General features: G+C 46.4%; 29 protein-coding genes. 1 reads left to right on the top strand and 28 read right to left on the bottom strand.

Annotation, left to right across the window (positions count from 1 at the left end; all coding sequences use genetic code 11):
• Window positions 1-49 precede the first annotated feature (49 nt).
• From A3GA_RS0100560 to bioD, 23 genes are all read right to left on the bottom strand, one after another.
• Window positions 50-1,282 carry a Wadjet anti-phage system protein JetD domain-containing protein gene (locus tag A3GA_RS0100560; protein WP_018025430.1) on the bottom strand — a complete coding sequence of 411 codons (1,233 nt, stop codon included), beginning with the start codon at window positions 1,280-1,282 and terminating at the stop codon, window positions 50-52.
• Window positions 1,272-4,664, bottom strand: coding sequence for an ATP-binding protein (locus A3GA_RS0100555; RefSeq protein WP_018025429.1), 3,393 nt, complete (start codon window positions 4,662-4,664; stop codon window positions 1,272-1,274). The genes A3GA_RS0100560 and A3GA_RS0100555 overlap by 11 nt, the downstream gene beginning before the upstream one ends.
• Entirely contained in the window at window positions 4,657-5,304 is a 648-nt protein-coding gene (locus A3GA_RS11120) for a DUF4194 domain-containing protein (RefSeq protein ID WP_018025428.1), read from the bottom strand. The genes A3GA_RS0100555 and A3GA_RS11120 overlap by 8 nt, the downstream gene beginning before the upstream one ends.
• Window positions 5,305-5,317: 13 nt before the next feature.
• Window positions 5,318-6,772 carry a DUF3375 domain-containing protein gene (locus A3GA_RS0100545; RefSeq protein WP_018025427.1) on the bottom strand — a complete coding sequence of 485 codons (1,455 nt, stop codon included), beginning with the start codon at window positions 6,770-6,772 and terminating at the stop codon, window positions 5,318-5,320.
• Between the two features lie 796 nt (window positions 6,773-7,568).
• A complete protein-coding gene (rplQ, locus tag A3GA_RS0100540; RefSeq protein ID WP_018025426.1) occupies window positions 7,569-7,964 on the bottom strand; it encodes a 50S ribosomal protein L17 in 396 nt (131 codons plus the stop codon).
• 190 nt (window positions 7,965-8,154) lie between these two features.
• A complete protein-coding gene (locus A3GA_RS0100535) occupies window positions 8,155-9,138 on the bottom strand; it encodes a DNA-directed RNA polymerase subunit alpha (protein WP_018025425.1) in 984 nt (327 codons plus the stop codon).
• 178 nt (window positions 9,139-9,316) lie between these two features.
• Entirely contained in the window at window positions 9,317-9,940 is a 624-nt protein-coding gene (rpsD, locus tag A3GA_RS0100530) for a 30S ribosomal protein S4 (protein ID WP_018025424.1), read from the bottom strand.
• 20 nt (window positions 9,941-9,960) lie between these two features.
• Window positions 9,961-10,356, bottom strand: a complete 396-nt coding sequence (gene rpsK, locus A3GA_RS0100525; RefSeq protein ID WP_018025423.1) for a 30S ribosomal protein S11 — start codon at window positions 10,354-10,356, stop codon at window positions 9,961-9,963.
• A gap of 16 nt (window positions 10,357-10,372) precedes the next feature.
• Window positions 10,373-10,738 carry a 30S ribosomal protein S13 gene (gene rpsM / locus A3GA_RS0100520; RefSeq protein WP_018025422.1) on the bottom strand — a complete coding sequence of 122 codons (366 nt, stop codon included), beginning with the start codon at window positions 10,736-10,738 and terminating at the stop codon, window positions 10,373-10,375.
• Between the two features lie 31 nt (window positions 10,739-10,769).
• On the bottom strand, window positions 10,770-10,883 hold the full coding sequence (gene rpmJ / locus A3GA_RS11910) for a 50S ribosomal protein L36 (protein ID WP_003805360.1): 114 nt from the start codon (window positions 10,881-10,883) through the stop codon (window positions 10,770-10,772).
• Between the two features lie 23 nt (window positions 10,884-10,906).
• Window positions 10,907-11,125: a translation initiation factor IF-1 gene (infA, locus tag A3GA_RS0100515; RefSeq protein WP_018025421.1), complete on the bottom strand. Its 219-nt coding sequence runs from the start codon at window positions 11,123-11,125 to the stop codon at window positions 10,907-10,909.
• A gap of 17 nt (window positions 11,126-11,142) precedes the next feature.
• On the bottom strand, window positions 11,143-12,471 hold the full coding sequence (gene secY / locus A3GA_RS0100510) for a preprotein translocase subunit SecY (protein WP_026156716.1): 1,329 nt from the start codon (window positions 12,469-12,471) through the stop codon (window positions 11,143-11,145).
• 11 nt (window positions 12,472-12,482) lie between these two features.
• Window positions 12,483-12,926, bottom strand: a complete 444-nt coding sequence (gene rplO / locus A3GA_RS0100505; RefSeq protein ID WP_018025419.1) for a 50S ribosomal protein L15 — start codon at window positions 12,924-12,926, stop codon at window positions 12,483-12,485.
• Window positions 12,927-12,944: 18 nt separating this feature from the next.
• The gene (gene rpmD, locus A3GA_RS0100500) at window positions 12,945-13,130 is read right to left on the bottom strand and encodes a 50S ribosomal protein L30 (protein WP_018025418.1); all 186 of its coding nucleotides are present in this window, start codon (window positions 13,128-13,130) and stop codon (window positions 12,945-12,947) included.
• Window positions 13,131-13,133: 3 nt separating this feature from the next.
• Complete coding sequence (rpsE, locus tag A3GA_RS0100495) at window positions 13,134-13,652, bottom strand: 30S ribosomal protein S5 (protein WP_018025417.1); 519 nt, start codon at window positions 13,650-13,652, stop codon at window positions 13,134-13,136.
• A 12-nt stretch (window positions 13,653-13,664) separates the two neighbouring features.
• The gene (gene rplR, locus A3GA_RS0100490; RefSeq protein WP_018025416.1) at window positions 13,665-14,030 is read right to left on the bottom strand and encodes a 50S ribosomal protein L18; all 366 of its coding nucleotides are present in this window, start codon (window positions 14,028-14,030) and stop codon (window positions 13,665-13,667) included.
• 21 nt (window positions 14,031-14,051) lie between these two features.
• Complete coding sequence (gene rplF / locus A3GA_RS0100485; RefSeq protein WP_026156715.1) at window positions 14,052-14,585, bottom strand: 50S ribosomal protein L6; 534 nt, start codon at window positions 14,583-14,585, stop codon at window positions 14,052-14,054.
• Between the two features lie 17 nt (window positions 14,586-14,602).
• Window positions 14,603-14,998, bottom strand: coding sequence for a 30S ribosomal protein S8 (rpsH, locus tag A3GA_RS0100480; RefSeq protein WP_018025414.1), 396 nt, complete (start codon window positions 14,996-14,998; stop codon window positions 14,603-14,605).
• 11 nt (window positions 14,999-15,009) lie between these two features.
• Window positions 15,010-15,315, bottom strand: coding sequence for a 30S ribosomal protein S14 (gene rpsN, locus A3GA_RS0100475; RefSeq protein ID WP_018025413.1), 306 nt, complete (start codon window positions 15,313-15,315; stop codon window positions 15,010-15,012).
• Between the two features lie 14 nt (window positions 15,316-15,329).
• Window positions 15,330-15,869: a 50S ribosomal protein L5 gene (gene rplE, locus A3GA_RS0100470; protein WP_018025412.1), complete on the bottom strand. Its 540-nt coding sequence runs from the start codon at window positions 15,867-15,869 to the stop codon at window positions 15,330-15,332.
• Between the two features lie 14 nt (window positions 15,870-15,883).
• The gene (rplX, locus tag A3GA_RS0100465; protein ID WP_018025411.1) at window positions 15,884-16,201 is read right to left on the bottom strand and encodes a 50S ribosomal protein L24; all 318 of its coding nucleotides are present in this window, start codon (window positions 16,199-16,201) and stop codon (window positions 15,884-15,886) included.
• Window positions 16,202-16,211: 10 nt separating this feature from the next.
• A complete protein-coding gene (gene rplN / locus A3GA_RS0100460; RefSeq protein WP_018025410.1) occupies window positions 16,212-16,580 on the bottom strand; it encodes a 50S ribosomal protein L14 in 369 nt (122 codons plus the stop codon).
• Between the two features lie 302 nt (window positions 16,581-16,882).
• Window positions 16,883-17,545, bottom strand: a complete 663-nt coding sequence (bioD, locus tag A3GA_RS0100455; protein ID WP_018025409.1) for a dethiobiotin synthase — start codon at window positions 17,543-17,545, stop codon at window positions 16,883-16,885.
• An 80-nt stretch (window positions 17,546-17,625) separates the two neighbouring features.
• Between bioD and dtd the strand changes: the two genes are divergently transcribed.
• Window positions 17,626-18,063 (top strand): D-aminoacyl-tRNA deacylase, encoded by a 438-nt coding sequence (gene dtd / locus A3GA_RS0100450; protein WP_018025408.1) that lies wholly within the window; start codon window positions 17,626-17,628, stop codon window positions 18,061-18,063.
• Between the two features lie 69 nt (window positions 18,064-18,132).
• Here the strand turns inward: dtd and A3GA_RS0100445 are convergent, their stop codons facing one another.
• The 5 genes from A3GA_RS0100445 to A3GA_RS11115 form a co-directional block, all read right to left on the bottom strand.
• Window positions 18,133-19,557: an aspartate ammonia-lyase gene (locus A3GA_RS0100445; protein ID WP_018025407.1), complete on the bottom strand. Its 1,425-nt coding sequence runs from the start codon at window positions 19,555-19,557 to the stop codon at window positions 18,133-18,135.
• Window positions 19,558-19,676: 119 nt separating this feature from the next.
• Window positions 19,677-20,843 carry an aminotransferase class I/II-fold pyridoxal phosphate-dependent enzyme gene (locus A3GA_RS0100440; RefSeq protein ID WP_018025406.1) on the bottom strand — a complete coding sequence of 389 codons (1,167 nt, stop codon included), beginning with the start codon at window positions 20,841-20,843 and terminating at the stop codon, window positions 19,677-19,679.
• Window positions 20,844-20,846: 3 nt separating this feature from the next.
• The gene (gene bioA, locus A3GA_RS0100435; RefSeq protein ID WP_244264028.1) at window positions 20,847-22,127 is read right to left on the bottom strand and encodes an adenosylmethionine--8-amino-7-oxononanoate transaminase; all 1,281 of its coding nucleotides are present in this window, start codon (window positions 22,125-22,127) and stop codon (window positions 20,847-20,849) included.
• Window positions 22,128-22,253: 126 nt separating this feature from the next.
• The gene (locus tag A3GA_RS0100430) at window positions 22,254-22,757 is read right to left on the bottom strand and encodes a DUF1850 domain-containing protein (RefSeq protein ID WP_018025404.1); all 504 of its coding nucleotides are present in this window, start codon (window positions 22,755-22,757) and stop codon (window positions 22,254-22,256) included.
• A gap of 7 nt (window positions 22,758-22,764) precedes the next feature.
• Complete coding sequence (locus A3GA_RS11115; protein WP_018025403.1) at window positions 22,765-24,870, bottom strand: TRAP transporter permease; 2,106 nt, start codon at window positions 24,868-24,870, stop codon at window positions 22,765-22,767.
• Between the last annotated feature and the right edge of the window lie 24 nt (window positions 24,871-24,894).

Raw genomic sequence — 24,894 nt, 5'->3', positions numbered from 1 at the left:
TATTGTAAATGCTTAGATAGCTTTCAGTCTGCCAATACAGCTGAGAATACTATTCCTCCGCGACAGCCCATGCTAATACCTGCTGCTGTATATAATCTCTATCTAAGCGCTCTTGCTCTAGACGCCCTTGCTGATAAACACCACGACGTAGATTTTGAAATAAATGTTGCTCCGCCTCAAGCAAGCATTCCGGTGCTTTAAAGACCGAGTGAGGCTCCTCCACCATCCGCTCCGCAAAGCGCTCAACGGTAGCGGCATCCATCATCAACGCCTTCAGCTGGGGCACCTTAGTGCGCGCCTGACTGAGCATGGCAAAGCCTTCGGAGTCAATGTCACCCCAATAAGCCACTCGTTTATCGGCCAACCACTCCGCCCCTAACCAACTTAGGTTTTTACCGCCACCAGCAACAGCGATGGTCTCCGGAATATGGCTCAAAGCCAAACAGGACTGCTCATTTTCAATAATTAAAATATTGTGTGCTGGCAAAGGCATGTGCCATAGCGTCTCCGTTGAGAGGCGTAAAATCGACATCCCCGCCAACGCCTCCAAGGGCTTAGGGCATAGAGGTCGCACCAATAGCCAATCACGCGGCTTTTCCAAGCAAGCTAACCAAGATGATAAGCCACCGGCAGCGCTGATCGCCCCCTCATGCAACACATCTAAAATAGCTTCGAGCAAATAACCATGCTGCTCAATAAATTTGGTATCAACACCCACGACCGGCAGGGCTCTTAAGTATTCACCTCGCCCCATCTGCGCTTGTAACTGTGGCAAGACTCCTAACAATAAGCGCAGCTTGTCCTCGCTCATGGCTTCTAAGGTGGCTAAATGCTTAATCAAGGTCGTGCGTAGACTCACTGAGTCTGTAGCGCCAATCCCCGTTACCACAGTATGCAATAAGCGCTCTGAGCTCTGCCATTGCTGATAAGCCGAGGAGCCAATAAAACGCATTAATCCGGCCGCATCGTGCACCACCAAACGCACCGGCAACCTCTGTTCGGCCACCGACTGAAAGCGCTTAAGCTCCCACACCACCTCACAGGCAGTATTCGCCAAACTGCGCTCCAAGGCTTGCCATTGCTGATAAAAAGCTTGAAAGTGCGCCGTATGCGCAAGAATGTCCTTAGCGCTTTTGGGTGGTTTTAATGGTAGCGTCAGCGGAAACTCAACCTCGCCGGCTAATACACTGCGGTAGTTTTTAGCATTATCCAAAAAACGACTACGCCAACGCTCGCGCGCTGTCGTCACTAACACACCCCAGTCCGGTGCCTTACTGCTCATACACTTGAACCCCTTGGCTCTGTGCATATTGCTTTAAGTCCCGCTGACGCTTTGCCTGCTGCTCGTCAATCAGCTCCCAACTAATTTCTCGCAATCGACTTTCATGAGTTTCAGCCTTACGCTCCGTCAAAATCAAACTGCGTGCCGCTTCACGCGCCACATTCAGATTTTTATAAGGCGTAATTAAGTTCACATGTAACTTTAATGCCTTAAACACCTTAATCACTCGTGCCGCCACACCCTCTGCTGCATTCGAAAAAGCCTCATCTAAAAACACCGTCGCATACACCGGATACTCCTCATCCTTAGGCGTCAATACATAGGCTAAGCTAGCTGCTACAATCGTACCGGCAAAGGCCTCCTTTTCACCACCTGATTTACCGCTAGAGGAATCCAATACATCCAACACTTGCTCTGTGCCTAACTGAATTTCTTCAGCATAAAAGGACATTTGTTTACGCGGATCCAATAAGCGCTCATCATCCACACGACTAGACTCCAAGGCATTCTTTAAAATACTGACCACGTCATTTACCAAGCTAAAGCGCTTATCCTGATCGGCATCATTCATACTACTTAAGGCCAAATTCATTTTTTGCGTAAAATCTTGAATCGCAGGATAGCGCTCACGGCGTGGATTCAGTTTTAAATAACTATTGGGTCTAAATTCTGTTTTACTCAGCACCCGATTAATCCGGCTGATACGATCGCGAATATCAGCGAACTCCGCTTCAATATTGGTATACAGTAAAGCAATCGATTGCGTCATATTTTTATTTAAGCGCTCCTGATATTGCTCAACTAAGACGGGCAAGCCTTCTTTTTCCAAATACTCAAGATAGGTTAAGGCGTCATACAGTGCTTCAAAACCACTCACCCAATCCACGGTATACGGCTGCCATTTTTCTCGTCCTCTAAAGCTACCTAATAAACTCGCTACCGCTTCCTTATCCTTGATTTGGCGATTCTGTGCTTGAGCATACTCTCGCTCCAGGGCTTTACTAAGCGCATAATAAGGTGATTTATCACTCTCATCATATGCGTCCAATCGCAGTGCCAGACGAGCTTGCACCACCTCATCCAAAGCCTCTTGTGCCAAGGGTAATTTCTCTGCATGTTGAGTTTCGGCTGATTTTAATGCGTTTTCCAGAGCGCCGATTTTTTTGTTTTGCGCCTCTTTTTGCTTTTGAATCGTGACAACTGCTTTTTTGGCCTCCTCCCAACGGAATTTGGCCTGTTGTAAATCGCTTTGATCATCTTCCAAGGCTGCTAAGCGTTTACTTAACTCCTCACGTTCTTTTTCATAACGTGGCACATCAATACTATCCCAGTCAAAGGTCAATAATTGCTGACACCATTGACTTTGCTCACGATAGTCATCCCGCTGCTGTTGGCTTTTCTCTGCCTGCGCTTTGGCCGTGACTAACGAGGCTTGCAATGCTTGCTGCTGCGCCAATAACAAATTCAGTTTGGCTTTCGCGTCAAAACCCAATTGCCATTGACGTCGATCATCGACTTTGTGACGATCTTTTTTCTCAAAAGAACCCTGTTTCAGGTGGATTAAACCCTCTACCGTCATGGAGTAAGGCGTACGATTCAATTCCTCCACCGTGTCTACGCACCACAGATCAAAACGGCTTAAATGATTTTTAAGCCAATTTTGATATGCGTGCTCACGCCAAATCAATTTTTCTAAAAAGCCGCCCGCCTCAAAAGAGCTCACCGTTTGCGTCACTGCATCCACTAGCTCCACGCTTAGGTTTAAACCTAAATGACGTTGATTCAACCAGCGCGTAACACGCTTAGCATCCGCTTCCGGTACCAATAAATTCAATTTACGCTGACCCAAGGCACGCTCAATTGCCCCTTTCCAGGGCAACTCGAGTTCTGCCACATCAATCAATTCGCCAATAAAGACCAACTTTTCATCGGCAATCCCCAGCTCTTCCACCATACGATCGCGCAGCTGTTGATATTTAATATCAATATTGGAGTTAGGACGCTGTTGCATCTCATGAATCAGCGAACTTAATTCCCGGTACTCAGCATCAAGCTCAATTAGCTTTTGTTTGTTGGCAAAAAAGGCTTCTTCAAGGCGCGGCAATTCAAACTCCGCTTGCCGCAGCTGTTCATTGGCCACACGCTGATTATCGCGAAACACGCTGCCTACTAAGTCATGCCCTAACTGTAAATCACGACATAGCTTCTGATAGCGCTGACTGTCACGCACCATACGTCCCAGGCGCTCCTGCAAGGCACTCAGCTGTTGACGCAAAGGCTCAATTTGACTGCCGCCCAACTGCAGATAAGCGGCGTAGCATTGATCCGTATAAGCATCTGCCCTTTGCTCTTCTGCACTTAATCGCTCCATCGCCTCTTTAAGTGCCGCCATTTCTTCCTCTAAGCGATGAATGCGCTCAGCTAAAGCGATAACTTGTTGCTTTGCTTCAAAAATGGGTAAACCGACCTTATCTTGCTCCAACTGCGCTAGCAGCTTTTCAACCTCCTGCAATGCTTGATGAAGGGGCAGTAATCGCTGCAAATGCTTAACTCGCTCGCGCGTATCCACCAAACGCTCATGCGTGGCTAAAAGATCGGCAAACTCATGCACAATATCACGTGCTAATTCCCGGATATTACCGGGTTCCAATACCAATTCCCGAATCAGTTTGGTTAAGTCATCAATTTTTTTTAAACCCAAGGCACGAGCCAACAAGGCGGGGGCATTTTCATTCCCCATGGTGAGTTTTTGTCGATAAACCGTCTGATATTCGCTGAAACGATCGTCAAAACAACGTAAATTGACCTGTTGCTCAACCCAACGCTTAAACTCACGCATGGTTGACTTAGAAAAAGCGTCTAACAGCGTTTTAAGACTAATATCCTCATCGGCAATAAAATACAGTTTATTAACATCACTGTAGCTGTTACTGGCATCTTTAATAAAAAATATCGCCATCAAACTCACGACACTGCCACCGTCGAACTGATACTGCGCCCGCAAACCAGTCACCACCGCCTTAGGACGTTTATTTAAGACACGGGTACCGGCGCCGTCATGCGAGGTGCCGTAGCTACCCCGCATATAGGACACTAGATTTCTATCACGCTTATCGCCCTGGGCCGCGGCGATATTAAAACTGGCACGACCTGGCGCTTGTAATAAGGCCATTAAACCGTCAATTAAAGTGGATTTACCCGAGCCATTATCCCCGGTGATGAGCGTACCCTCTCTATCAATGGGTGCCGTATGTATGCGCTCAGAAAAAGAACCCCAATTGTAGACCGAGATTTCCGCTAAACGTACCTGCCCTTTTCTGCCGCCGGTTTCGATACCTGCCGCGGCATAGTCACCGTACAAATCCAATTGTGAATTACTCATCTACTACTCCAGCATCAACTTGTGCTAATTGACGGTACTCCGCTAACATCGTCTCCAAAAACTGTGCGTTCACAACGTAGCGAATAATCGGGGTAATTTCATAACGCTCACCACTACTTACGCTCAATAAGAGCTTACGTTCCACAAAGTTTTTAAGACTACTGACAAGGCGCCGTCGATCCTTACTTGCATGCTGAACCAATGCAGTAAAGGGCGTCAATTGCGCCTCAATACGCTCAATATCAATCATCACTTTCTGCTCACCCGCCGTCTGTCGCTCCTGATAATGCTTACGTAGAATCAACAACAATAAGGTATCCAGCACGCTTAATGAGCGTGGAGAAATCAGCGAAGGCACATCATTTTCTTCTTCACTGATTAGATCCTGCTCCGTCGGCTCTCTAGCGATAAACGCCACGCCCTCAATCTCATCCAGCACCAAATAAATATAGATTTGCTGCAAATAATCACGAATCTGCTGCTGATAATGACATAAGCTACTAAACAACTGCGGATTATCGGCATGCAACACAATACTGTTTTTTAACAAATAGACTAATGCACGACGCAGCTCAGCCGGCAGATTTTGCACGGGCTCAGTGCCTTGTGTTTGTTCTGTATCTTGAATCTCCTCGCTCATGTTCTACCCTGCGCTAAATCACTAGACTATCCAAAGACGGCGGAAAACTCTCTGCGCTTAGTAAAAGCTTCGGCACCGACACTCGAAGCGGCTGCTTTCTATCGTAAATCACAAAGCTTTCACGACCCGTCAATTCCACGGCATCAATGGCCTTAGCCAAGCGCACATAGACCATTAACTCCTCCAAACCCAAATGAATCACTCGGCGCTCTGCTAATTCCTGGATGGTTCTCACCCCATCTTGTTGCAGAATTTGATGGAGCTCACTGACCACCGCCATCGTATTCACAGTTTCTAATTCGGCCAATACATGAGCATCCAAATGCTGCAAATTCTCCTCTTCATCGGTATTAATTTCTAGGCGTTCTGCCGGTGCTCGTAAGCGCCATGAATCTAAGGAGAAAAAAGAAATGGGTTCAATGGCTAAACTAAGTGCGGTTTTTTGACGCAACATAGCGGGGTCGATATCCAGCGCAATGGCTGCCTTTTCCAACTCAATCATCAGGCGATTAACCTGATGATTTTCCGTGGCCTGACCACTCTCAATATATTGACGTAGCTCCTGCTCAGTACGACGACGCATACGAATCACTTGATCGCTTTCTTTAGAAAGCACCGTCAACAACTCTGCCAAATAATATTGCTGTGATGCAGTCAAATACCCTGCCGCATCACTTTCTGCCAAGAACCGCAATTGCTCACGAAACTCCTGCTGCCGATGCGGATCACATAACAATTGAAAAAAACCATCAAAGGCACTACCCGCCTCGGTTTTAAGCAATTCCGCTTCCTGATCCATCAGCTTTTGTAGAATTTCGCCACGGGTGGCATCATCCGTGATCATTTGCGTGCGAATATCCTTGTCAAGTAGGCGAATCTCCTCCTCCAAATGACGAAAATCTCCGCTTAACTGAAAGGCAAGATGATATACCTCACGCATACGCTCACGTTTGGTGGCCTCATCTAGCTCAATAATCACCCCTGCTTCAATGGCATCAATTTCAGCCTGAATCTCGGCTTTTTTCTGCTGCAGATGGGCTAACTTATCCTCTGGCTCCGTACTGAGCGCCACCACACAATCCCGCACCGCCTCCTGCACAATCCGCAAGTGTGAGGCTGTGGTACCGGCAGAACGCTCATCCAGGGCCTTAACAAAACGCAATGCGCTCTGAAAAGCATCGGTGGTACTCAGTTGATCATTTAACTCACGCAAATACCCTTGCTGAATCCATTGATTTAAATAGGTAGTGGCAGGCGTGTTACTCTCCCAGACGCCCAGATCACGGCTCTGCACCAGTTCCGCATCTAATAACTGACGCGCCTGTCCATAGGTGACCTCAGCATTATCACTAAAAAGCGTCTCAATAAAAGCAAAAATATAAGGCGCATTATCGGCACGCAGCAGCACCCAAGCCTGATGCTCCTCAAAATAGCGACGATATTGCGCTTGCGCAAGTTGAAAGTTCATTTTTACTCTAGGACCTAGGAATAATTTATCAGTATATTAGATTTATGGTGATCCCCCTTTTTTAATAGCCGTTGGCAGTAGAATTAGTTAATTTTTGTTGATGTAATTTTTGCCTCGGTGTGATGCCACCTAATGCTATGTTGGCGTTTGTTATTATGAGTCCAGCGCCAAGCAGTCGCTTAGTGCTGAACTTTGAATTTAACTTTCATGATTTATTATCCCTTACCCTTGTTTAATAACTGCCTTAACTACGTTTTCCAAACTTGCTCAACTGATAGGTTTGCTTGGGGCTAGTTGCTTTGTCTGCCAGGGTCATTTCTAGCTTGATACTGCAGCAAGACGCTTCAACGATCTACGGCATCGAGCTCAACTACTGGGTCGGTGACTGGGTCGCTTAAGTTAAATTTTAAATTTGTGGAGCCTGTTTTGCATTTTAGGCTCCACAAATATATTTGATGCGCACAGAGGCTCCTCAAAGGAACTACACCACTTTTCGTCCTTCAGCTATACTTAACAGCTCAGGGAAACATAGTACAGCAGGTCTGTTGCCGCTAGCTGCTCGAAGCTCTTTTAATACACCGCCCTCACGCAAGCTACGTAACAACCCAAGTATGAACACTGTAAACTATATTTTACCTAGAATCACTAGAGAGCTTAACCTAAAACCCTCTCACTTAGTTTTTTCAAGTGCACTGATGAATTTATTGAACACAATAAGGTGACATAAAAATAGCCCCGACGTATCAACTACCTCGGGGCTACATACGATCTCACGACCTTAACGCAGAGTAAAGAATTACTCCTCGTCTGCTGCTACCTCAGCTTCCTGCTGCTCAGCGTAATCAACTAGCTCCATATAAGCCATCGGCGCATTATCACCTTGACGGAAGCCCATCTTAAGAATACGAGTGTAACCGCCTGGACGGTCTTGGAAACGAGGACCTAAGTCATTGAATAACTTGGTAACGGCATCACGATCGCGTAAGCGCGCAAAAGCCAAACGGCGGTTAGCAACTGTAGGGTTTTTGGCTAGTGTGATTAAAGGCTCAATCACACGACGCAATTCCTTAGCCTTAGGCAGGGTGGTTTTAATCGCTTCATGCTCGATTAAAGAAACAGACATGTTACGGAACATGGCGGTACGGTGAGCTGAAGTGCGGTTAAGTTTACGTAAACCTTTACGATGACGCATAATACATTCCTAAAAATTAAATCTTATTAATAGCTTTGAGTGCCTAAGCACTAAAACTCGCTAGACCGGTTCTTCTATCTGCAAGGCAGCGGACCGGGTTGGTATCAATATTCGCCATAAAAGCGAATCGATTATTTTACAATAAAAAGCAGGCCATAAGTGTATGGCGCCTGCTCTTTTTATAAAAATATTAAGGACGCTCTAAACCAATGGGCGGCCAATTTTCAAGCTTCTGACCAAGGGTTAAGCCACGTGCGGCCAAGACCTCTTTGATCTCATTAAGCGACTTACGACCCAAGTTAGGCGTTTTAAGTAGCTCATTTTCAGTGCGCTGAATCAGATCACCAATGTAGTAAATGCTCTCTGCCTTCAAGCAGTTAGCAGAACGTACGGTAAGCTCTAACTCATCAACCGGACGTAGTAATACCGGATCAATCTGCGGCGTACCACGAGCTGGTGCTTCAATCTCTTGAGGATCACTTTCAAGTGCGGCAAAGACAGAGATTTGATCCATCAAAATACGAGCCGCTTCGCGCACGGCTTCTTCAGCAGAAATAACGCCATTAGTCTCAATATCGAGAATTAAACGGTCTAAGTCAGTACGCTGCTCAACCCGCGCGTTTTCTACCGCATAACTAACACGACGGATCGGGCTGTAAGAGGCATCTAACACGATACGACCTAAGGTATGCTGACGATCTTCTTTTAAAGTGCGCACATTACCCGGCACATAACCGCGGCCCTTTTCTACCTTAATCTGCATTTTTAGCTCGGCCTTTTCAGTCAGCGTCGCAATTAAGTGATCAGGGTTAAGAATCTCTACATCATGCGGTAACTCAATATCCGCTGCAGTCACTGGGCCTTCACCAGTCTTATTAAGCACTAAATTGACTTCCTCACGGTCGTGCAATTTAAATACCACGCCTTTAAGGTTAAGCAGGATATCAACCACATCCTCGCCCACACCTAAAATAGTGGAGTACTCATGTACCACGCCATTAATCTGTACTTCAGTCACGGCAACACCGTTCATGGAAGATAATAAGATGCGACGTAAGGCATTACCTAAGGTGTGACCGAAACCGCGCTCAAACGGCTCCATAATCACTTTGGCTTTAAAGTCTGATTCGGCTTTAACCTCGATAGAACGAGGCTTTAAAAATGGTTGTACCATGTGAAATATTCCTTTTCAATACCCTCGGCTCGTTACACCGATAAGGCTGATGGATAATAAACAAGTGTGCTGAAGGGAACCCTTCGAATCAAGAGAATGCGATGATATTGTAGACTAAGAAGCGTTCTACAAGCTTAATACAGCACGAATAAAAAATTCGTGCTGTATTGATTGTATATTAACGAGAGTACAACTCAACTACGAGTGACTCGTCAATATCCTGTGCCACATCACTACGCTCAGGCGCTTGCTTAAAGACACCTGAGAACTTAGCAGCATCAACCTCAACCCACTGAGGTAGGCCGATACCAGAAGCTAAATCCATTGCTTCTTTGATGCGCAATTGCTTTTGTGACTTTTCACGGACAGAAATCACATCACCAGCTTTAATCAGCATGGATGGAATATCAGCTTTATGTCCGTTAAGCTCAATCGCACCGTGGGCCACTAACTGACGTGCTTCTGCACGTGTTGAGCCAAAGCCCATGCGATATACAACGTTATCTAAACGTGACTCAAGTAATTGAATCAAAGTCTCACCGGTATTACCACGGCGGCGTTCAGCTTCTTTGAAGTACTTACGGAATTGCTTCTCTAGTACACCGTACATACGCTTAAGTTTTTGTTTTTCGCGTAACTGTACACCGTAGTCAGAGGTACGTTGACCTGAAGTACGACCGTGCTGACCAGGCTTAGAATCAAATTTACACTTAGAATCGATTGGGCGACGAGCGCTCTTTAAGTTTAAATCGATACCTTCACGACGTGAAAGTTTACATTTTGGACCAGTATAACGTGCCATTTTATTCCCTTAATCCTATATTAGATGCGACGGCGTTTTGGCGGACGGCAACCGTTGTGGGGAAGTGGTGTTACGTCAGTAATACTAGTAATTTTGATACCTAGTGCATTTAGTGAACGGATAGAAGATTCACGGCCAGGGCCAGGACCTTTTACACGTACCTCTAGGTTTTTAATACCATATTCTAAAGCTTCACGTCCCGCTGACTCGGCTGCAACCTGCGCTGCAAAAGGCGTCGATTTACGAGAGCCTTTAAAGCCCGCGCCACCCGACGTCGCCCATGACAAGGTATTACCTTGACGGTCAGTAATTGTGATGATTGTGTTATTAAAAGTAGCTTGAACGTGTGCGATACCGTCCGTTACTACCTTTCTGATTTTTTTACGCGCACGACCTGCGCTAGAAGCTTTCGCCATAATTTGCTACCCCAAATTATTTTTTCAAGGACATAGCTGCACGACGCGGACCCTTGCGAGTACGAGCATTAGTGCGAGTACGCTGTCCACGAACCGGCAGACCTCTACGATGGCGCATGCCACGATAGGTGCCTAAGTCCATTAAACGTTTAATTGATAACTGAACTTCACGTCGCAAATCACCCTCGATAGTGAACTGAGCTAATTGCTCACGAATCGCTTCGAGCTCTGCATCTGTTAAGTCTTTTACCTTTTTGGAGTATTCGATACCAACTGCCTCGCAAATCTGACGAGAGCGGCTGCGACCGATACCGTAAATAGCGGTAAGACCAATTTCTGCATGTTGATGCGGCGGAATGTTAATGCCTGCAATACGGGCCATGACTGTTCCTCTTACTTATGTCTACGCAGGATTAACCCTGACGTTGCTTATGACGTGGATCTGTACAAATTACACGCACAACTCCATGACGTTTAATAATCTTGCAGTTGCGGCAGATCCGTTTTACCGATGCCATTACCTTCATGGTTGACTCCTTAATTGTGCCGTTTATTTAGAACGGAAAACGATTCTTCCACGAGACAAATCGTAGGGCGTGAGCTCCACAGTGACTTTATCACCGGGCAGAATCCTAATATAGTGCATACGCATTTTACCGGAGATGTGACCTAATACCACATGGTCATTTTCCAGCTTGATGCGGAATGTTGCATTGGGGAGGTTTTCAATTACCTCACCTTGCATTTGAATGACGTCATCTTTTGCCATGCTTTTACCTAAACTTCCTATCTAATCATGGTCGAGCCGCGAAAGCTAGACTTTTTAAGTAGTGAATCGTATTGTTGTGACATTAAGTAGGTTTGTACCTGAGCCATGAAATCCATGCTCACCACAACAATAATCAATAACGAGGTACCCCCAAAGTAGAAGGGGATATTCTGCCATTGCATCCGTAAGAATTCTGGCACTAAACACACTAAGGTGATGTAGATTGCGCCAACTAAGGTTAAACGCATCAGAATCTTATCGATATACTGGCTCGTTTGACGTCCCGGACGGATACCCGGAATAAACGCACCACTTCTCTTTAGATTGTCTGCTGTTTCTCGGCTATTAAACACTAAAGCGGTATAGAAAAAGCAGAAGAAAATGATCAACGCTGTAAACACGGTAATGTATAAAGGTTGACCAGGTTGCAAAGCCGCAGATAAGTCACTCAACCAACGAATTTCATTTGCCTGCGAAAAAAAGCTGGCAATCGTCGCCGGGAATAAAATAATGGAGGAGGCGAAAATCGCCGGAATCACACCTGCCATATTTAATTTTAACGGTAAGTGTGAACTCTGACCACCGTAGATTTTATTACCAACTTGGCGTTTTGCATAGTTCACTGTGATACGACGCTGAGCTCTTTCAACGAAGACCACAAAGGCTGTGATCACCACCACAATCGCAAAAATTGCTAAGGCTGCGATGGTACTGATCTGATTATTACTAACCAAATCAAACATATTAGACACCGCCGTCGGCATTTCAGCCACAATACCAGCGAAAATCAGGATGGAAATACCATTACCCAAACCACGCTCAGTAATTTGCTCACCCAACCACATTAAAAACACGGTACCAGTAACCAAGGAAACAACGGTCGTAAATACAAACATTGCACCCGGTGTAAAGACCAAGCCTTCAAAGTTTTGAATGAAGGAAGCAATACCAAATGACTGGAATAATGCTAACAGCACAGTGCCGTAGCGGGTGTATTGAGTAATCTTACGACGACCCGATTCACCCTCTTTTTTAAGGGCCTCAAGGGAGGGGACTACGGCCGTCATCAATTGCATAATAATTGATGATGAAATGTACGGCATAATCCCTAGTGCAAACACGGAGAAACGTGATAATGCACCACCCGAGAACATGTTGAAAAAGCCTAAGATACCATCAGCTTGGGTAGCGAACAAATCCTTCATCACATTCGGATTAATTCCGGGGACAGGAATATGTGTTCCTAAACGGAAAACTACCAAAGCGGTAACCAAGAACAGGATGCGCTTCATTAAGTCGCCATATTTAGCGCCGCTTTCTTGATTCCTTCTCTGTGCTTTAGCCAACTTTAACCCCTTTACTCAGCTAATGAACCGCCGGCAGCCTCAATCGCTGCTTTAGCGCCTGCAGTGGCTTTAATGCCTTTTAAGTTAACCTTGCGGGATAACTCGCCGGAGCTGATAACTTTAACAAAACGCACGCCCTGGCCGATGACACCCTCTTGCTTAAGCGTTGCTAAATCGATTTCATCTGCTTGCATTAATTGCAATTCAGATAAACGAACTTCAGCATTTAAATGCTTAGACATTGAGGTAAAGCCACGCTTAGGTAAGCGACGGTGAAGTGGCATTTGACCACCTTCAAAACCGACCTTGTGGAAACCGCCGGAACGTGATTTTTGACCCTTGTGACCGCGGCCACATGTTTTACCAAAACCAGAACCAACACCACGACCTACGCGGCGACGTGCTGTTTTACTACCCTCAGCAGGCGATAATGTATTCAGTTGTGTTACTGACATCTCTATTCCTTTTTACGATTAAGCCTCAGACACGGATACTAAATAATCCACTTTACGGATCATACCGCGTACTTCAGGCGTATCGACTAATACACGACTGCTGTTAACCTTGCCCAGACCTAAGCCGCGCACGGTGGCACGATGGTCTTGTTTAGTGCCGATAACAGAGCGTACTAGAGTAACTTTAATTTTTTTCTCTGACATGGCTTACTCCAAAATCTCTTCTACCGTCTTGCCGCGCTTAGCTGCCACATCGCTTGGCGTCATGCACGATTCAAGACCGTTAAGAGTGGCGCGTACTAAGTTGTAAGGGTTACGTGAGCCATAGCTCTTAGCAACCACGTTACGTACGCCCATTACTTCAAAAATTGCACGCATTGGACCGCCTGCGATCACACCAGTACCCTCAGCGGCTGGTGAAATCAATACAGTTGAAGCGCCATGCTTACCGATCACGGTGTGGTGTAAGGTACCATTATTTAAAGGGATTTTAACCATACCACGACGACCTGCTTCCATCGCTTTTTGTACAGAAACTGGTACTTCACGTGCTTTACCCTTACCCATACCGACACCACCGTCACCATCACCAACGACGGTTAAGGCAGCAAAACTCATGGTGCGACCACCCTTTACTGTTTTGCTAACACGGTTAACGGCGATCATTTTTTCGCGTAAGCCGTCATCGCGTTCGTCAGTAGCTTGTCTACCTTGTGCTTTTGCCATTTGACTACTCCCTTAGAACTTAAGACCGGCTTCGCGAGCAGCTTCTGCCAATGCTTTTACGCGGCCGTGATAACGGAAACCCGAACGGTCGAATGCAACCGATTCGATCTGAGCGGCTTTCGCCTTTTCGGCAATGCGCTTACCAACGATGGCAGCAGCAGAAACATTGCCACTTTTAGCATTGTTGTTGCTTAACTCTTGGCGCACTTCTGGCTCAAGCGTAGAAGCAGAAACCAATACTTTGTCGCCTTCAGGCGAAATAATGTTTGCGTAGATGTGCGAGTTACTGCGGTAAACAGACAAACGAGCTGTCTGTAACTGAGCAATTTTGCGACGAGTCGCTGCTGCACGACGCAAACGAGATACTTTCTTATCCATGATAAATCCTTGTTTGCGCTATTATTTCTTCTTAACTTCTTTAAGCTGAACGTATTCATCAGCGTAACGAACACCCTTACCTTTATATGGCTCAGGCGGACGATAGCCGCGAATCTTGGCAGCTTGCTGACCAACGACTTGCTTATCGTAACCCTTAAGAACGATCTCGGTTGGTGAAGGCGTCTCAGCCGTCACACCCGCAGGCAACTCATGCAATACATCATGCGAGAAGCCTAGATCCATCTTGATCACATTACCTTGAACTTGAGCACGGTAACCCACACCCAATAAGGTCAAACGACGCTCAAAACCCTTGCTCACGCCAGTCACCATGTTATTCAATAAGGCACGTAAGGTACCTGACATGGCTTTAGCAAAGCGGGTCTCGTTAGCCACTTCGAACGTTAATTCGTTATTTTCAAGTTTAACAATAACGTCACCGCTTAAGGCCTGGTTTAACTCACCTAAAGGACCCTTAACGAAGATATTATCATCGCTGATTTTTACCTCAACGCCGCTAGGTACAGCGACGGGATTCTTAGCAATACGTGACATAGACATAGTAATACTCCTTATGCTACGTAGCAAAGAACTTCGCCACCAACGCCTTCTGAACGTGCTTTACGATCAGTCATCACGCCGCGCGATGTTGAAACAATGGTCACACCTAAACCGTTCATCACTTGAGGAATATCTCCGCTGGCTTTGTATACACGAAGACCAGGACGGGATACGCGCTCAATGCGCTCGATTACAGGACGACCTGCGTAATATCTCAAGGCAATCTCAAGCTCAGGTTTAGCTTTTTCGCCTTTTACTTCAAAACTTTCGATATAACCCTCATCTCTAAGCACGGTAGCAATCGCTACTTTAAGCTTTGAGGAAGGCATAGAAACCGATACTTTCTCGACCATCTGCGCATTGCGGATGCGAGTTAACATGTCGGCGATTGGATCGCTCATGCTCATAATTCTTCTCCCTACCAGCTAGACTTGGTTAAACCAGGGATCTCACCCTTATTACCAAGCTCACGTACTTTGTGACGACTTAAACCGAACTTACTGAGCACACCACGCGGGCGACCAGTAATTGCACAACGGTTACGCAAACGAGTTGGATTAGCGTTGCGAGGTAACTGTTGTAATTCCAGACGAGCTAAATAGCGCTCTTCGTCTGTTTTTGAGGTGTCATTAATGACCGCTTTTAATGCTGCACGTTTAGCTGAGTATTTTTCAACTAACTTAGCACGCTTAAGATCGCGGTTGATAAGTGATAATTTAGCCACAACGTTGCCCCTAATTAATTACGGAATGGGAAACTGAAAGCTTTTAATAAAGCCTTTGCTTCCTCGTCGGTTTTAGCAGTGGTCGTGATGCTGATATTCAAACCACGTAATGCGTCGATTTTGTCGTACTCAATTTCGGGGAAAATAATTTGTTCTTTTACACCGATATTGTAGTTACCGCGACCGTCAAATGAACGACCGGACACACCACGGAAGTCACGCACGCGTGGTAGAGCAACGTGAATCAAACGATCCAAGAACTCATACATACGACGACCACGCAAAGTAACCATACAACCGATTGGGTAATCTTCGCGGATTTTAAAGCCCGCAATCGCTTTACGGCTCTTAGTAATGACTGGCTTTTGACCAGCAATCTTACCTAAATCAGATACCGCATGCTCAATGACCTTACGATCTGCTACCGCCTCAGAAACACCCATGTTAAGAGTGATTTTGCTAATGCGAGGCACTTCCATCAAGCTGTTGTATTTGAATTCTTCCTTCAAATCAGCAGCGATTTTGCTGTTATATAAATCTTGTAAACGAGACATTCATCTACCCCTTATTACTTCTCGCCAACGACTTTGTCGTTAGAGCGGAAAACACGAACCTTGCGACCGTCCACTTCCTTGATGCGAACCTTGTCAGCTTTACCGGTTTCCGGGTTAATGATAGCCACATTCGAAATATGAATAGGCATTGTCTTATTAACGATACCACCAGGGTTGTTAAGCATTGGATTAGGCTTAGTGTGCTTTTTAGCCACATTAACACCCTCGACAATGACCTTGTCCTCACCAACACGCGCTAACACAACACCGCGACGCTTTTTGTCACGACCTGCCAGTACGATAACTTCATCACCTTTACGAATACGTTGCATCGTGGCCTCCCTAGATAACTTCCGGAGCCAATGAAACGATCTTCATAAAACGATCGCCACGTAACTCACGAGTTACTGGACCAAAGATACGAGTTCCGATTGGTTCTAACTTTGTATTTAACAATACGGCTGCATTACCACCGAAGCGGATTAATGAGCCATCTCTACGACGAACACCCTTTGCGGTGCGAACAACGACTGCGTTGTAAATTTCGCCTTTTTTAACGCGACCGCGTGGTGCTGCTTCCTTTACAGTGACTTTAATAATGTCACCGATTTCAGCGTAACGGCGCTTAGAGCCGCCCAACACCTTGATGCACTGTACTTTACGCGCACCAGTATTGTCAGCCACGTCTAACGTGGTTTGCATTTGGATCATGATAGTTCCTGTTCCAACTTAGTTACATATACGGTGTGCGTCTTATTTTTATAAATACACAGCACCGATCCCATTTAAGAGACTTACGGCAAGTAGCGCAAAAGACACGCCATGATGATGAGTAAGCCATCTTGAATATAACCAGTATTGGCCCCGTCAGATAATGCGCTAAGTTGCTACATCACCCTGGGTTGAAATCTCTGGATAAACTTCCACTTTATTAAGTGAATCTATGATTATACGCCCTTTAAATTGATAGATCAAGGACTTGTAGCCTTTATCGCCAAAAAGTGTTGTTTTATTTAAGCTTTTTGAATTGGTACCACATAAAACTGCGCTGCTGGAAAATGCTTTTGCAGATAATCTTGCAAATAGCGTTGCGTATCCATGGCAATTAATGAATCTTCTGAATCATGATGCGCATTATAGATCAGCCCATGTAAGGTTATTTGATACTGTCTTAAGGCATGCAAGCTCAACAAGGTGTGATTAATACTTCCTAAGCGACCGCTAGTCACTAAAATACAGGGATAGCCTTTAGTGGCGATATAGTCGATACAGAGCAATTCCTCAGTCAGTGGCACCATCAAACCGCCCGCCCCCTCCAATAGCACCACCTCATAACGCTCAGCTAACACCTGAGTTGCTTGCTCAATCAAAGCCAAATCCAGGCTTTTATTTTCCAATTTCGTCGCTAAATGGGGTGATGCGGGATAAGCAAAGATTTGCGGCGCCGTCAGCCCCTCTTTATCCTCCAAAAAGCGCTCATCTTCGGCCAAACCCATCCATCGGCGATGCTCTTCAATATCTTCGGATAAAAACTCACAACCCGTTTGTACCATTTTTTGCGTGATCACGGCTCGACCTTGAGCCATCAGCTCACGCGCCAAAATACCAGTACCAACGGTCTTACCAATATCCGTATCAATACCGCTAATAAAATAAATGCCTTTTTCTAGTTTCATGATGTGATGCTCTGCGCCTTTTGCAATTAAAATTTCTTTGTGCGTTATGATGCTGATAACTTCATCCTAAAGAGATTGAAATGAAATGCTTAATCCAACGGGTCAAAGAAGCCCAGGTACTCATTGATAATAAAGTTCACGCTCAAATCGATCAAGGGCTGTTGGTGTTTGTCTGTGCTGAGCCTCAGGACACCGAAGCAACTGTTAAAAAGGCCGTTGACAAGCTACTCAATTTACGTATTTTCAGCGATACTGAGGCGAAGATGAATTTATCGCTACAGCAAATCAATGGCGGTCTGCTGGTAGTGAGTCAATTTACCTTGGCAGCCGATACTCGTCGCGGCAATCGACCAAGTTTTATCAATGCCGCCGAGCCCGTATTAGCTAAAGCACTCTATGATGCCTTCCTCGCTTATGCCAACAGCCTACACCCAACGGTAGCAAGCGGCGCTTTTGGCGCAGACATGCAAGTGCAGCTTATCAATGACGGCCCAGTGACTATCCCCATGAGCTTTTGAGCCGCAAAAAATAATGAGCAAGGAATGCGTCACTCCTTGCTCACTAGACCGCTATCGTAGTAACTTAGATTAACGCTCTACCGTCAGCATACGTGGGGTAATCATATTTTCAGGACGGAGGATTTCCTGTAACACATCCTCCTCCAGCAGACCCTCTTCACGCACTAGCTCCAACACAGCGCGCCCACTCGCAAAGGCCTTTTTAGCGATACGACTTGAGTTTTGATAACCGATATAGGGGTTAAGCGCCGTCACCAGTCCGATAGAGTTTTCTACTAAGTGCTTACAATGCGCTTCGTTGGCCGTAATACCCTCAATACATAGGCTGCACAGCATATCTAAGGCGCGCTGCAATAAACGAGTAGAATCAAAGAGCTTATAGGCAATTAAAGGCTCCATCACATTTAACTGTAATTGACCAGCTTCAGCCGCTAGGGTAACGGCTAAATCATTACCAATAATCTCAAACACTACCTGATTCACCGCTTCAGGAATCACAGGATTCACCTTGCCCGGCATAATCGAACTACCCGGTTGGCGCGGTGGTAAGTTAATTTCCTGAATACCCGTACGCGGACCGCTAGACAATAAACGCAAGTCATTACAAATCTTGGATAGCTTGGTGGCGGTGCGCTTTAACATGCCAGAAAATAATACAAAGTCACCCATATCCGAGGTGGCTTCAATCAAATCCCTGGCAGCACGCACCGGATGACCGCTGATTTCAGCCAAGCGACGCACCGCAATGCCTTGATACTTAGGATCCGCATTAATGCCGGTACCAATTGCCGTACCACCTAAGTTCACATCTAACAACAGCTCAGGGGCCCAGCTTTCGAAACGCTCCAAATCCTCTTCTAAATTAGTCGCAAAAGCAAAAAACTCCTGCCCTAAAGTCATCGGCACAGCATCTTGCAACTGCGTACGACCCATCTTCAGGATATGATCAAACTCCTTACTCTTGGCTTTAAATGCCTCAATCGTGCAAGCAAGGCTCTCTAACAGGCGTTTATGACCTAATAATAAGCCTAAACGAATTGCGGTAGGATAGGCGTCATTGGTCGATTGAGCCATATTGACGTCGTTATTTGGGTGCAAGTGTTGGTACTCGCCCTTTTGATAACCCATATGCTCTAAGGCAACGTTAGCAATCACCTCGTTAGCATTCATATTGGTGGAGGTACCAGCACCCCCTTGAATCATATCAACCACAAACTGCTCATGATATTCACCAGCGAGAATGCGCTGACAAGCGTGAGTAATCGCCTCGTGCTTTTCCTTAGTCAGGCCACCTAATTCATAATTAGCATCCGCCGCAGCTTGCTTAACCACGACTAAGGCATTAACAAAATTTGGAAAATGCGACAAGGTGATCCCGGAGAGATCAAAGTTATTCACTGCGCGTAAGGTTTGTACGCCATAATAAACATCAGCCGGCACTTCTAGCTGACCGAGGAGATCTTCTTCAATACGATATTCTTGTGAGTGTGACACGATAGTTTCTTTTTTAAAAAATGGAATTTAAAATTATAGAACTTTTTTTGCGATGAAAAAATGACACAGCGCAACATAACAAATAAAATTTCATTTAGATGACAATTCATAATGCTACGCTAGCAGTACGCTAACAAGGGCTCCAGCTGTTGCCAATCCAATGCCGCATGTAATGACAAACGCACCCGCGCTTGCCCTTGTGGCACGGTCGGATAGCGTATGGGTAACGCATAAAACCCGGCTGCTTGCATAGTCGCTGCCTTTTCAATCGCTAATTGATTAGCCCCATAGATTATAGGCACAATATGTGACTGACTGTGACAATCCAGCCCTTTGGCTAAAATCGCTTGCCTTAAATCACGACTAAGACCTTGTAAATGCGCTCGCTCTTGCTGCATGCCAAGCATCTTTTTAAAGGCGAAGTAAGTCCAAGCCGCATTCACCGGTGGCAAATTCGTAGAAAATATCAAGGGTCGCATTTTATTAATTAAATACTCTCGAATCACCGGCGCACAGATTAAATAGCCACCCACCGAGGCAATCGCCTTACCAAAGGCGCCAACCAGAAAGTCAATCTGCGGCAGCACACCCTGCGCCTCAGCCACCCCCAGTCCTCGCTCACCGTAGACACCAATCCCATGCGCTTCATCCACATACAGCATTACCTTGGGATACTTTTGCTTTAGTGCAACCACAGCCTGCAAATCCGCCACATCCCCATCCATGCTATACACACTCTCTAGCACCACAAAGACTTTATTAAGCTTAGGATCGGCTTCTGCCTCAAGCAGTAGCTGCTCCAGCTGCGCCAAATCCTGATGCTTAAAGCGTCGACGCTGCGCTTTGCTGAGACGAATGCCATCAATAATACTGGCATGGATTAATTCATCTGAAATGATCAGCGATTGCTCATCAGCCAAGGCCGGCAAGATGCCGATATTGGCATGATAGCCGCTATTAAATACCAGTGCCGCTCGAGCAAAGGACTCAGCCAACAAGCCTTCCAGTTGGGCATGCTCTTCAAACTGACCGGTTAACAGACGCGAGGAGGCGCTACCTAAGGCATGCATCGGCAAACCATAGGTGGCTTTAAACTCTTCTAATAGCGCTTTATCAAAGGAGAGTCCTAAATAATCATTTGAACTTAGATCCAGCATGGCCCTTGGCGCTTGTGGCGACAGCTTGATATAGCCACTATCCTCACGCTCAATGGCTTTAAAGCGACGGTAGTTATTTTGCGCCTGAAGCTCTGCTAATTGCTCTGCATAATGCTGATAAGCGTCCATCGATTACTGCTCCCCTTTAACAATGGCTTGTATTCCTTGAATTAATTGCTGTAGTTGCTGCTCATTAATCACGTAAGGCGGCATGGTATAAATTAATTTACCGAAAGGTCGCAACCAAATACCATGGGCTAAGCATTGCGCCTGTATCTCTCGCATCCGCACCGGCTGCTTCATCTCAACCACCCCAATGGCACCAAGCACCCGCACATCCGCTACCTGCGGCAAGGCTTTTAACTCGCTCAGCCCCGCTAGCAGTTGCGCCTCAATACGCGACACCTGATGTTGCCAATCGGATTTAAGTAGCAACTCAATGGACTTAGTCGCCACCGCACAGGCTAAAGGGTTCGCCATAAAGGTAGGACCATGCATAAAGGCCTTAGGCTCTACGTTACTGATCGTGTCGGCAATGTGTGCTGTGGTCACGGTGGTCGCTAAGCTCATATAACCGCCCGTTAAGGCCTTACCCAAACACATGATATCAGCAGCCACATCCGCATATTCACACGCAAAAAGCTTCGCCGTGCGACCAAAGCCGGTTGCTATTTCATCTAATATCAATAACACATCGTAGGCTTTACAAAGCGCCGCTGCTTCACGCAAATACTGGGGGTGGTAGATACGCATACCGCCCGCCCCCTGCACAATCGGCTCAATGATCATGGCAGCGAGGCTGTGATGATGCTGCTCCAAGGCTTGGCGCAAAGGCTCAATCTCACTGGCATCCCAAGGCTGATCAAAGGCAGTTTGTGGCGCTGGCACAAATAGGCGCTGCGGTAAGGCTGAGCCAAAGAGACTATGCATGCCAGTAACCGGATCGCACACCGACATCGCATTCCACGTATCACCGTGGTAGCCCGAACGGGTGGTAATGATATTTTGCTTGTGACTTTGTCCTCGTGCCGCCCAATATTGCACTGCCATTTTCAACGCCACTTCAACCGCAACCGAACCTGAATCGGCATAAAAAATTTTGTCTAAGTGTGCCGGCAAAATATCTAGCAGTGCACGGCCTAAATCAATGGCTGGCGCATGGGTTAAACCACCGAACATCACGTGCGACATGTGATGAATTTGCTCAATGGCCGCCTGATTGAGCTCTGAATGACTATAACCGTGGATCACACACCACCACGAAGACATGCCGTCAATTAACTGCCGACCGTCGGCCATATGTAAATAAACCCCCTTTGCCGCATCTACTTTAAAGCTCGGCAAAGGCTCAGTCATGGAGGCATAGGGGTGCCAAAGATGTTGGCGATCGAAATCATCCGTTAAGTGCATCATTTATATCTTATTTAAAGGCTGGAAACTAGCTATAAACTAGCACTTGGCACAAGGGATAACAAGTAAATTTAAGCAAGCGATGAAAGAAGTTGAGGTCTTTTAAGCGGGATTAGCGGATGTTGACAATTACTCGGGCTGAGTACAAGCGCGCATCAGCGTAACCCCACCATCACTTGGCAATATGGCCGCCAATGAACGACAGCCATGAGGATCACACCACTCATAATCCGGCACAAACTCGGAACGGGTTAAGCGAATTTCTTGATGCTCAGTGATCATGGGCGTGTAATGATACCAACCATCTTTAAAAATGGCGCCCTCAGGCGGTTCCATACCAGCAGCAGAACCTCGGATCCGTGCCGCCTTGGCCACTAGCACGGGCTGAGGCAAGGCAGGATGAGGCTGCGCAGCCCCACCAAAATCCGCTCTTAACGCATCTTCTGAGTGAGCACTGAGCATCACCTCATAATCCTCTTCCCAGCGCACCTTTTCAATACTATGCACCCAAGCCAGGGTAAATTCTTGCGCCGGCACAAACTCGACCCTCGCATAAGCAGGCACCTCAGCGCTTGCCGCTAATTGCAAGCACACCCCCAAGGACAACTGAGCCAAGGCAGTCGATATGGACATCAGCTGATTAGCCCTGATTCTGATTTGGTGAAGCCCCTAACTCTGTGGCGAGCACTGCAGCGCTTGAGCTCGATCCCTTAACTGTCAACAGACCGGCTGCTTTATCACGCCGGTACTTGAGCAAATGCCATACGGCAAAGACAGCAACTAAGCCAAAGCCTGCGATATCAGAGTAAGGATTGGCCCAGACCAGTAAAGCGGCAGTAAGGATGACATAGACTCGTTCAAAAGGATTTAAACGCGTAAAAATAAAGCCTGTCGCCCCGCCAGCCCAACACACAATGGCAATGGCCGCCTTCAGCACCACGATCACGACTTCATAAAAATGGCTGTATTCTTGGAGCATTAAGGCCGGTGTATAAACTGCCATATAAGGCACCACAAAACCTGCAATGGCCACCCGCACTGCCTGCAGACTAATAGTAAAACCCGAGGCCCTAGCAATAGGGGCAGCAGCAAAACACGCCAATGCCACCGGTGGGGTTAAGTCAGCCATAATCCCAAAGTAAAACACAAACATATGAGACACAATCAGCGGCACACCCAATTCCAATAAGATTGGCGCTGCCAAGGAGCTGGTAATAATGTAGTTTGGTATGGTTGGAATCCCCATGCCCAAAACTAAACACGTGATCATGGTTAAAAATAAGGCAACAAATAAATTATCGCGCCCCACCGCAATCACCTGCCCACCAAACTCAGCAGCCACACCGGTTAAATTAATGATACCGATAATCACGCCAACTAAGGCACACGCTACCGCCACCGGTAAAGCATGACGTGCGCCCTCTGCCATTGACTGCAACGCCTCACTAACCGCACTACCGCTACCATCGCGTTTAAGCTTTAACACCACGACTAAAAAAGCAATAATTGCGAAAAAGGCGCTAACACCAAACTCTCTAAAACCTAAACACGCAATGCCCAATAGGATCCAGAAAATATATCGTAGGGCAGTATTCGAGACACCTTGGATAGCGGTTGCACCAAAAATCAGGATCGTCGTTAAACCCAAACCAACCGTGCCAGAGAAGAGCGGTGTATAACCTGAGAACAGCAAATACACTAAGCCAATAAGAGGAATTAATAAATACCACTTTTTAGCTAAGGCAGTCCAAGGGTTAGGGCATTCCTCCTTAGGCAAACCATGCAAGCCCTTTCTGCCCGCCTCAAAATGCACTGACATAAACACGGTGAAGAAATACAGAATGGCCGGGATAATGGCCGCCTTCACAATTTCCACATAGGGCACGTTAATCGTTTCGGCCATAATAAAGGCTACCGCCCCCATCACCGGCGGCATAATCTGCCCACCCATACTAGAGGTTGCTTCGACACCACCTGCAAAGGGCGCTGAATAACCAAAACGCTTCATCAATGGAATAGTAAACTGACCAGTGGTCACCACATTGGCCACGCCGGAACCATTAATCGTGCCCATGAGCCCTGAACTGACTACGGAGACCTTTGCCGGACCACCTCGATGGTGACCAACGGTACCCATCGCAAAATCACTAAACAAATCAATCATGCCAGCACGCTCTAAAAACGCACCAAACAAAATAAATAAGAAAATATAGCTTGATGATACATAGGTAGGGGTACCATAAATCCCCTCCGTGCCAAAGGCTAAGGTCCCCACGATTTGGTCAAAACCATAGCCTCGGTGCATCAGGGCACCCGGTAAATACTCACCGAATAAGCCATAAGCTAAAAATACAGCGCACACAATCGGCAAGGCCCAGCCCATCATACGACGGGTCACATCAAAGACCAATATAATGGTCAAAATGCCGACCACCATATCAGCCTGCGTCATTTCACCCGCCCGTGCGGTCAAATCCGCTTCAAACACCCAGTGATAAAGACTTAAGACAAAACCGAGTAAGCCTAGCACCCAGCCTAATACCGGCACACGCTGCCCAAAAAAACGAGGCGCAATGGTATAGACCATTAAAATCACAAAACCCACGTGGATAGCGCGGGTTACTTGACTGGAAATAGGGCTAAAAGCCGCTGTATAAATTTGGAAACTTGAAAAAAGTACTGCCACCCAAAAAATTGCTCGTCCAAATTGAACCATGGGTTGCTTATCAGTTTCATTTAAACTCATGATTGATTCCGCTGATGCCATCAA

This window comes from Oligella urethralis DSM 7531 (assembly GCF_000372065.1).
In the GTDB taxonomy this organism is placed as follows: Bacteria; Pseudomonadota; Gammaproteobacteria; order Burkholderiales; family Burkholderiaceae_B; genus Oligella; species Oligella urethralis.
The sequence above is the reverse complement of the archived record's forward strand: the minus strand, read 5'-3'. Positions and strand labels throughout refer to the sequence as shown.

What these genes read in the sequence shown, in the direction of transcription:
- rpsK (WP_018025423.1), bottom strand. Translation starts at nt 10,356, where the DNA reads ATGGCGAAAGCTTCTAGCGCAGGTCGTGCGCGTAAAAAAATCAGAAAG.
- rpsE (WP_018025417.1), bottom strand. Translation starts at nt 13,652, where the DNA reads ATGGCAAAAGCACAAGGTAGACAAGCTACTGACGAACGCGATGACGGC.
- rplR (WP_018025416.1), bottom strand. Translation starts at nt 14,030, where the DNA reads ATGGATAAGAAAGTATCTCGTTTGCGTCGTGCAGCAGCGACTCGTCGC.
- A3GA_RS0100555 (WP_018025429.1), bottom strand. Translation starts at nt 4,664, where the DNA reads ATGAGTAATTCACAATTGGATTTGTACGGTGACTATGCCGCGGCAGGT.
- bioD (WP_018025409.1), bottom strand. Translation starts at nt 17,545, where the DNA reads ATGAAACTAGAAAAAGGCATTTATTTTATTAGCGGTATTGATACGGAT.
- rpsH (WP_018025414.1), bottom strand. Translation starts at nt 14,998, where the DNA reads ATGAGCATGAGCGATCCAATCGCCGACATGTTAACTCGCATCCGCAAT.
- bioA (WP_244264028.1), bottom strand. Translation starts at nt 22,127, where the DNA reads ATGATGCACTTAACGGATGATTTCGATCGCCAACATCTTTGGCACCCC.
- rplQ (WP_018025426.1), bottom strand. Translation starts at nt 7,964, where the DNA reads ATGCGTCATCGTAAAGGTTTACGTAAACTTAACCGCACTTCAGCTCAC.
- A3GA_RS0100545 (WP_018025427.1), bottom strand. Translation starts at nt 6,772, where the DNA reads ATGAACTTTCAACTTGCGCAAGCGCAATATCGTCGCTATTTTGAGGAG.
- rplE (WP_018025412.1), bottom strand. Translation starts at nt 15,869, where the DNA reads ATGTCTCGTTTACAAGATTTATATAACAGCAAAATCGCTGCTGATTTG.
- A3GA_RS11120 (WP_018025428.1), bottom strand. Translation starts at nt 5,304, where the DNA reads ATGAGCGAGGAGATTCAAGATACAGAACAAACACAAGGCACTGAGCCC.
- A3GA_RS0100440 (WP_018025406.1), bottom strand. Translation starts at nt 20,843, where the DNA reads ATGGACGCTTATCAGCATTATGCAGAGCAATTAGCAGAGCTTCAGGCG.
- A3GA_RS0100560 (WP_018025430.1), bottom strand. Translation starts at nt 1,282, where the DNA reads ATGAGCAGTAAGGCACCGGACTGGGGTGTGTTAGTGACGACAGCGCGC.
- rpmJ (WP_003805360.1), bottom strand. Translation starts at nt 10,883, where the DNA reads ATGAAGGTAATGGCATCGGTAAAACGGATCTGCCGCAACTGCAAGATT.
- rpmD (WP_018025418.1), bottom strand. Translation starts at nt 13,130, where the DNA reads ATGTCAGAGAAAAAAATTAAAGTTACTCTAGTACGCTCTGTTATCGGC.
- A3GA_RS11115 (WP_018025403.1), bottom strand. Translation starts at nt 24,870, where the DNA reads ATGAGTTTAAATGAAACTGATAAGCAACCCATGGTTCAATTTGGACGA.
- rpsM (WP_018025422.1), bottom strand. Translation starts at nt 10,738, where the DNA reads ATGGCCCGTATTGCAGGCATTAACATTCCGCCGCATCAACATGCAGAA.
- infA (WP_018025421.1), bottom strand. Translation starts at nt 11,125, where the DNA reads ATGGCAAAAGATGACGTCATTCAAATGCAAGGTGAGGTAATTGAAAAC.
- rplO (WP_018025419.1), bottom strand. Translation starts at nt 12,926, where the DNA reads ATGTCAGTAACACAACTGAATACATTATCGCCTGCTGAGGGTAGTAAA.
- rplF (WP_026156715.1), bottom strand. Translation starts at nt 14,585, where the DNA reads ATGTCACGTATTGCTAAGAATCCCGTCGCTGTACCTAGCGGCGTTGAG.
- A3GA_RS0100535 (WP_018025425.1), bottom strand. Translation starts at nt 9,138, where the DNA reads ATGGTACAACCATTTTTAAAGCCTCGTTCTATCGAGGTTAAAGCCGAA.
- rpsD (WP_018025424.1), bottom strand. Translation starts at nt 9,940, where the DNA reads ATGGCACGTTATACTGGTCCAAAATGTAAACTTTCACGTCGTGAAGGT.
- rplN (WP_018025410.1), bottom strand. Translation starts at nt 16,580, where the DNA reads ATGATCCAAATGCAAACCACGTTAGACGTGGCTGACAATACTGGTGCG.
- A3GA_RS0100430 (WP_018025404.1), bottom strand. Translation starts at nt 22,757, where the DNA reads ATGTCCATATCGACTGCCTTGGCTCAGTTGTCCTTGGGGGTGTGCTTG.
- rplX (WP_018025411.1), bottom strand. Translation starts at nt 16,201, where the DNA reads ATGCAACGTATTCGTAAAGGTGATGAAGTTATCGTACTGGCAGGTCGT.
- dtd (WP_018025408.1), top strand. Translation starts at nt 17,626, where the DNA reads ATGAAATGCTTAATCCAACGGGTCAAAGAAGCCCAGGTACTCATTGAT.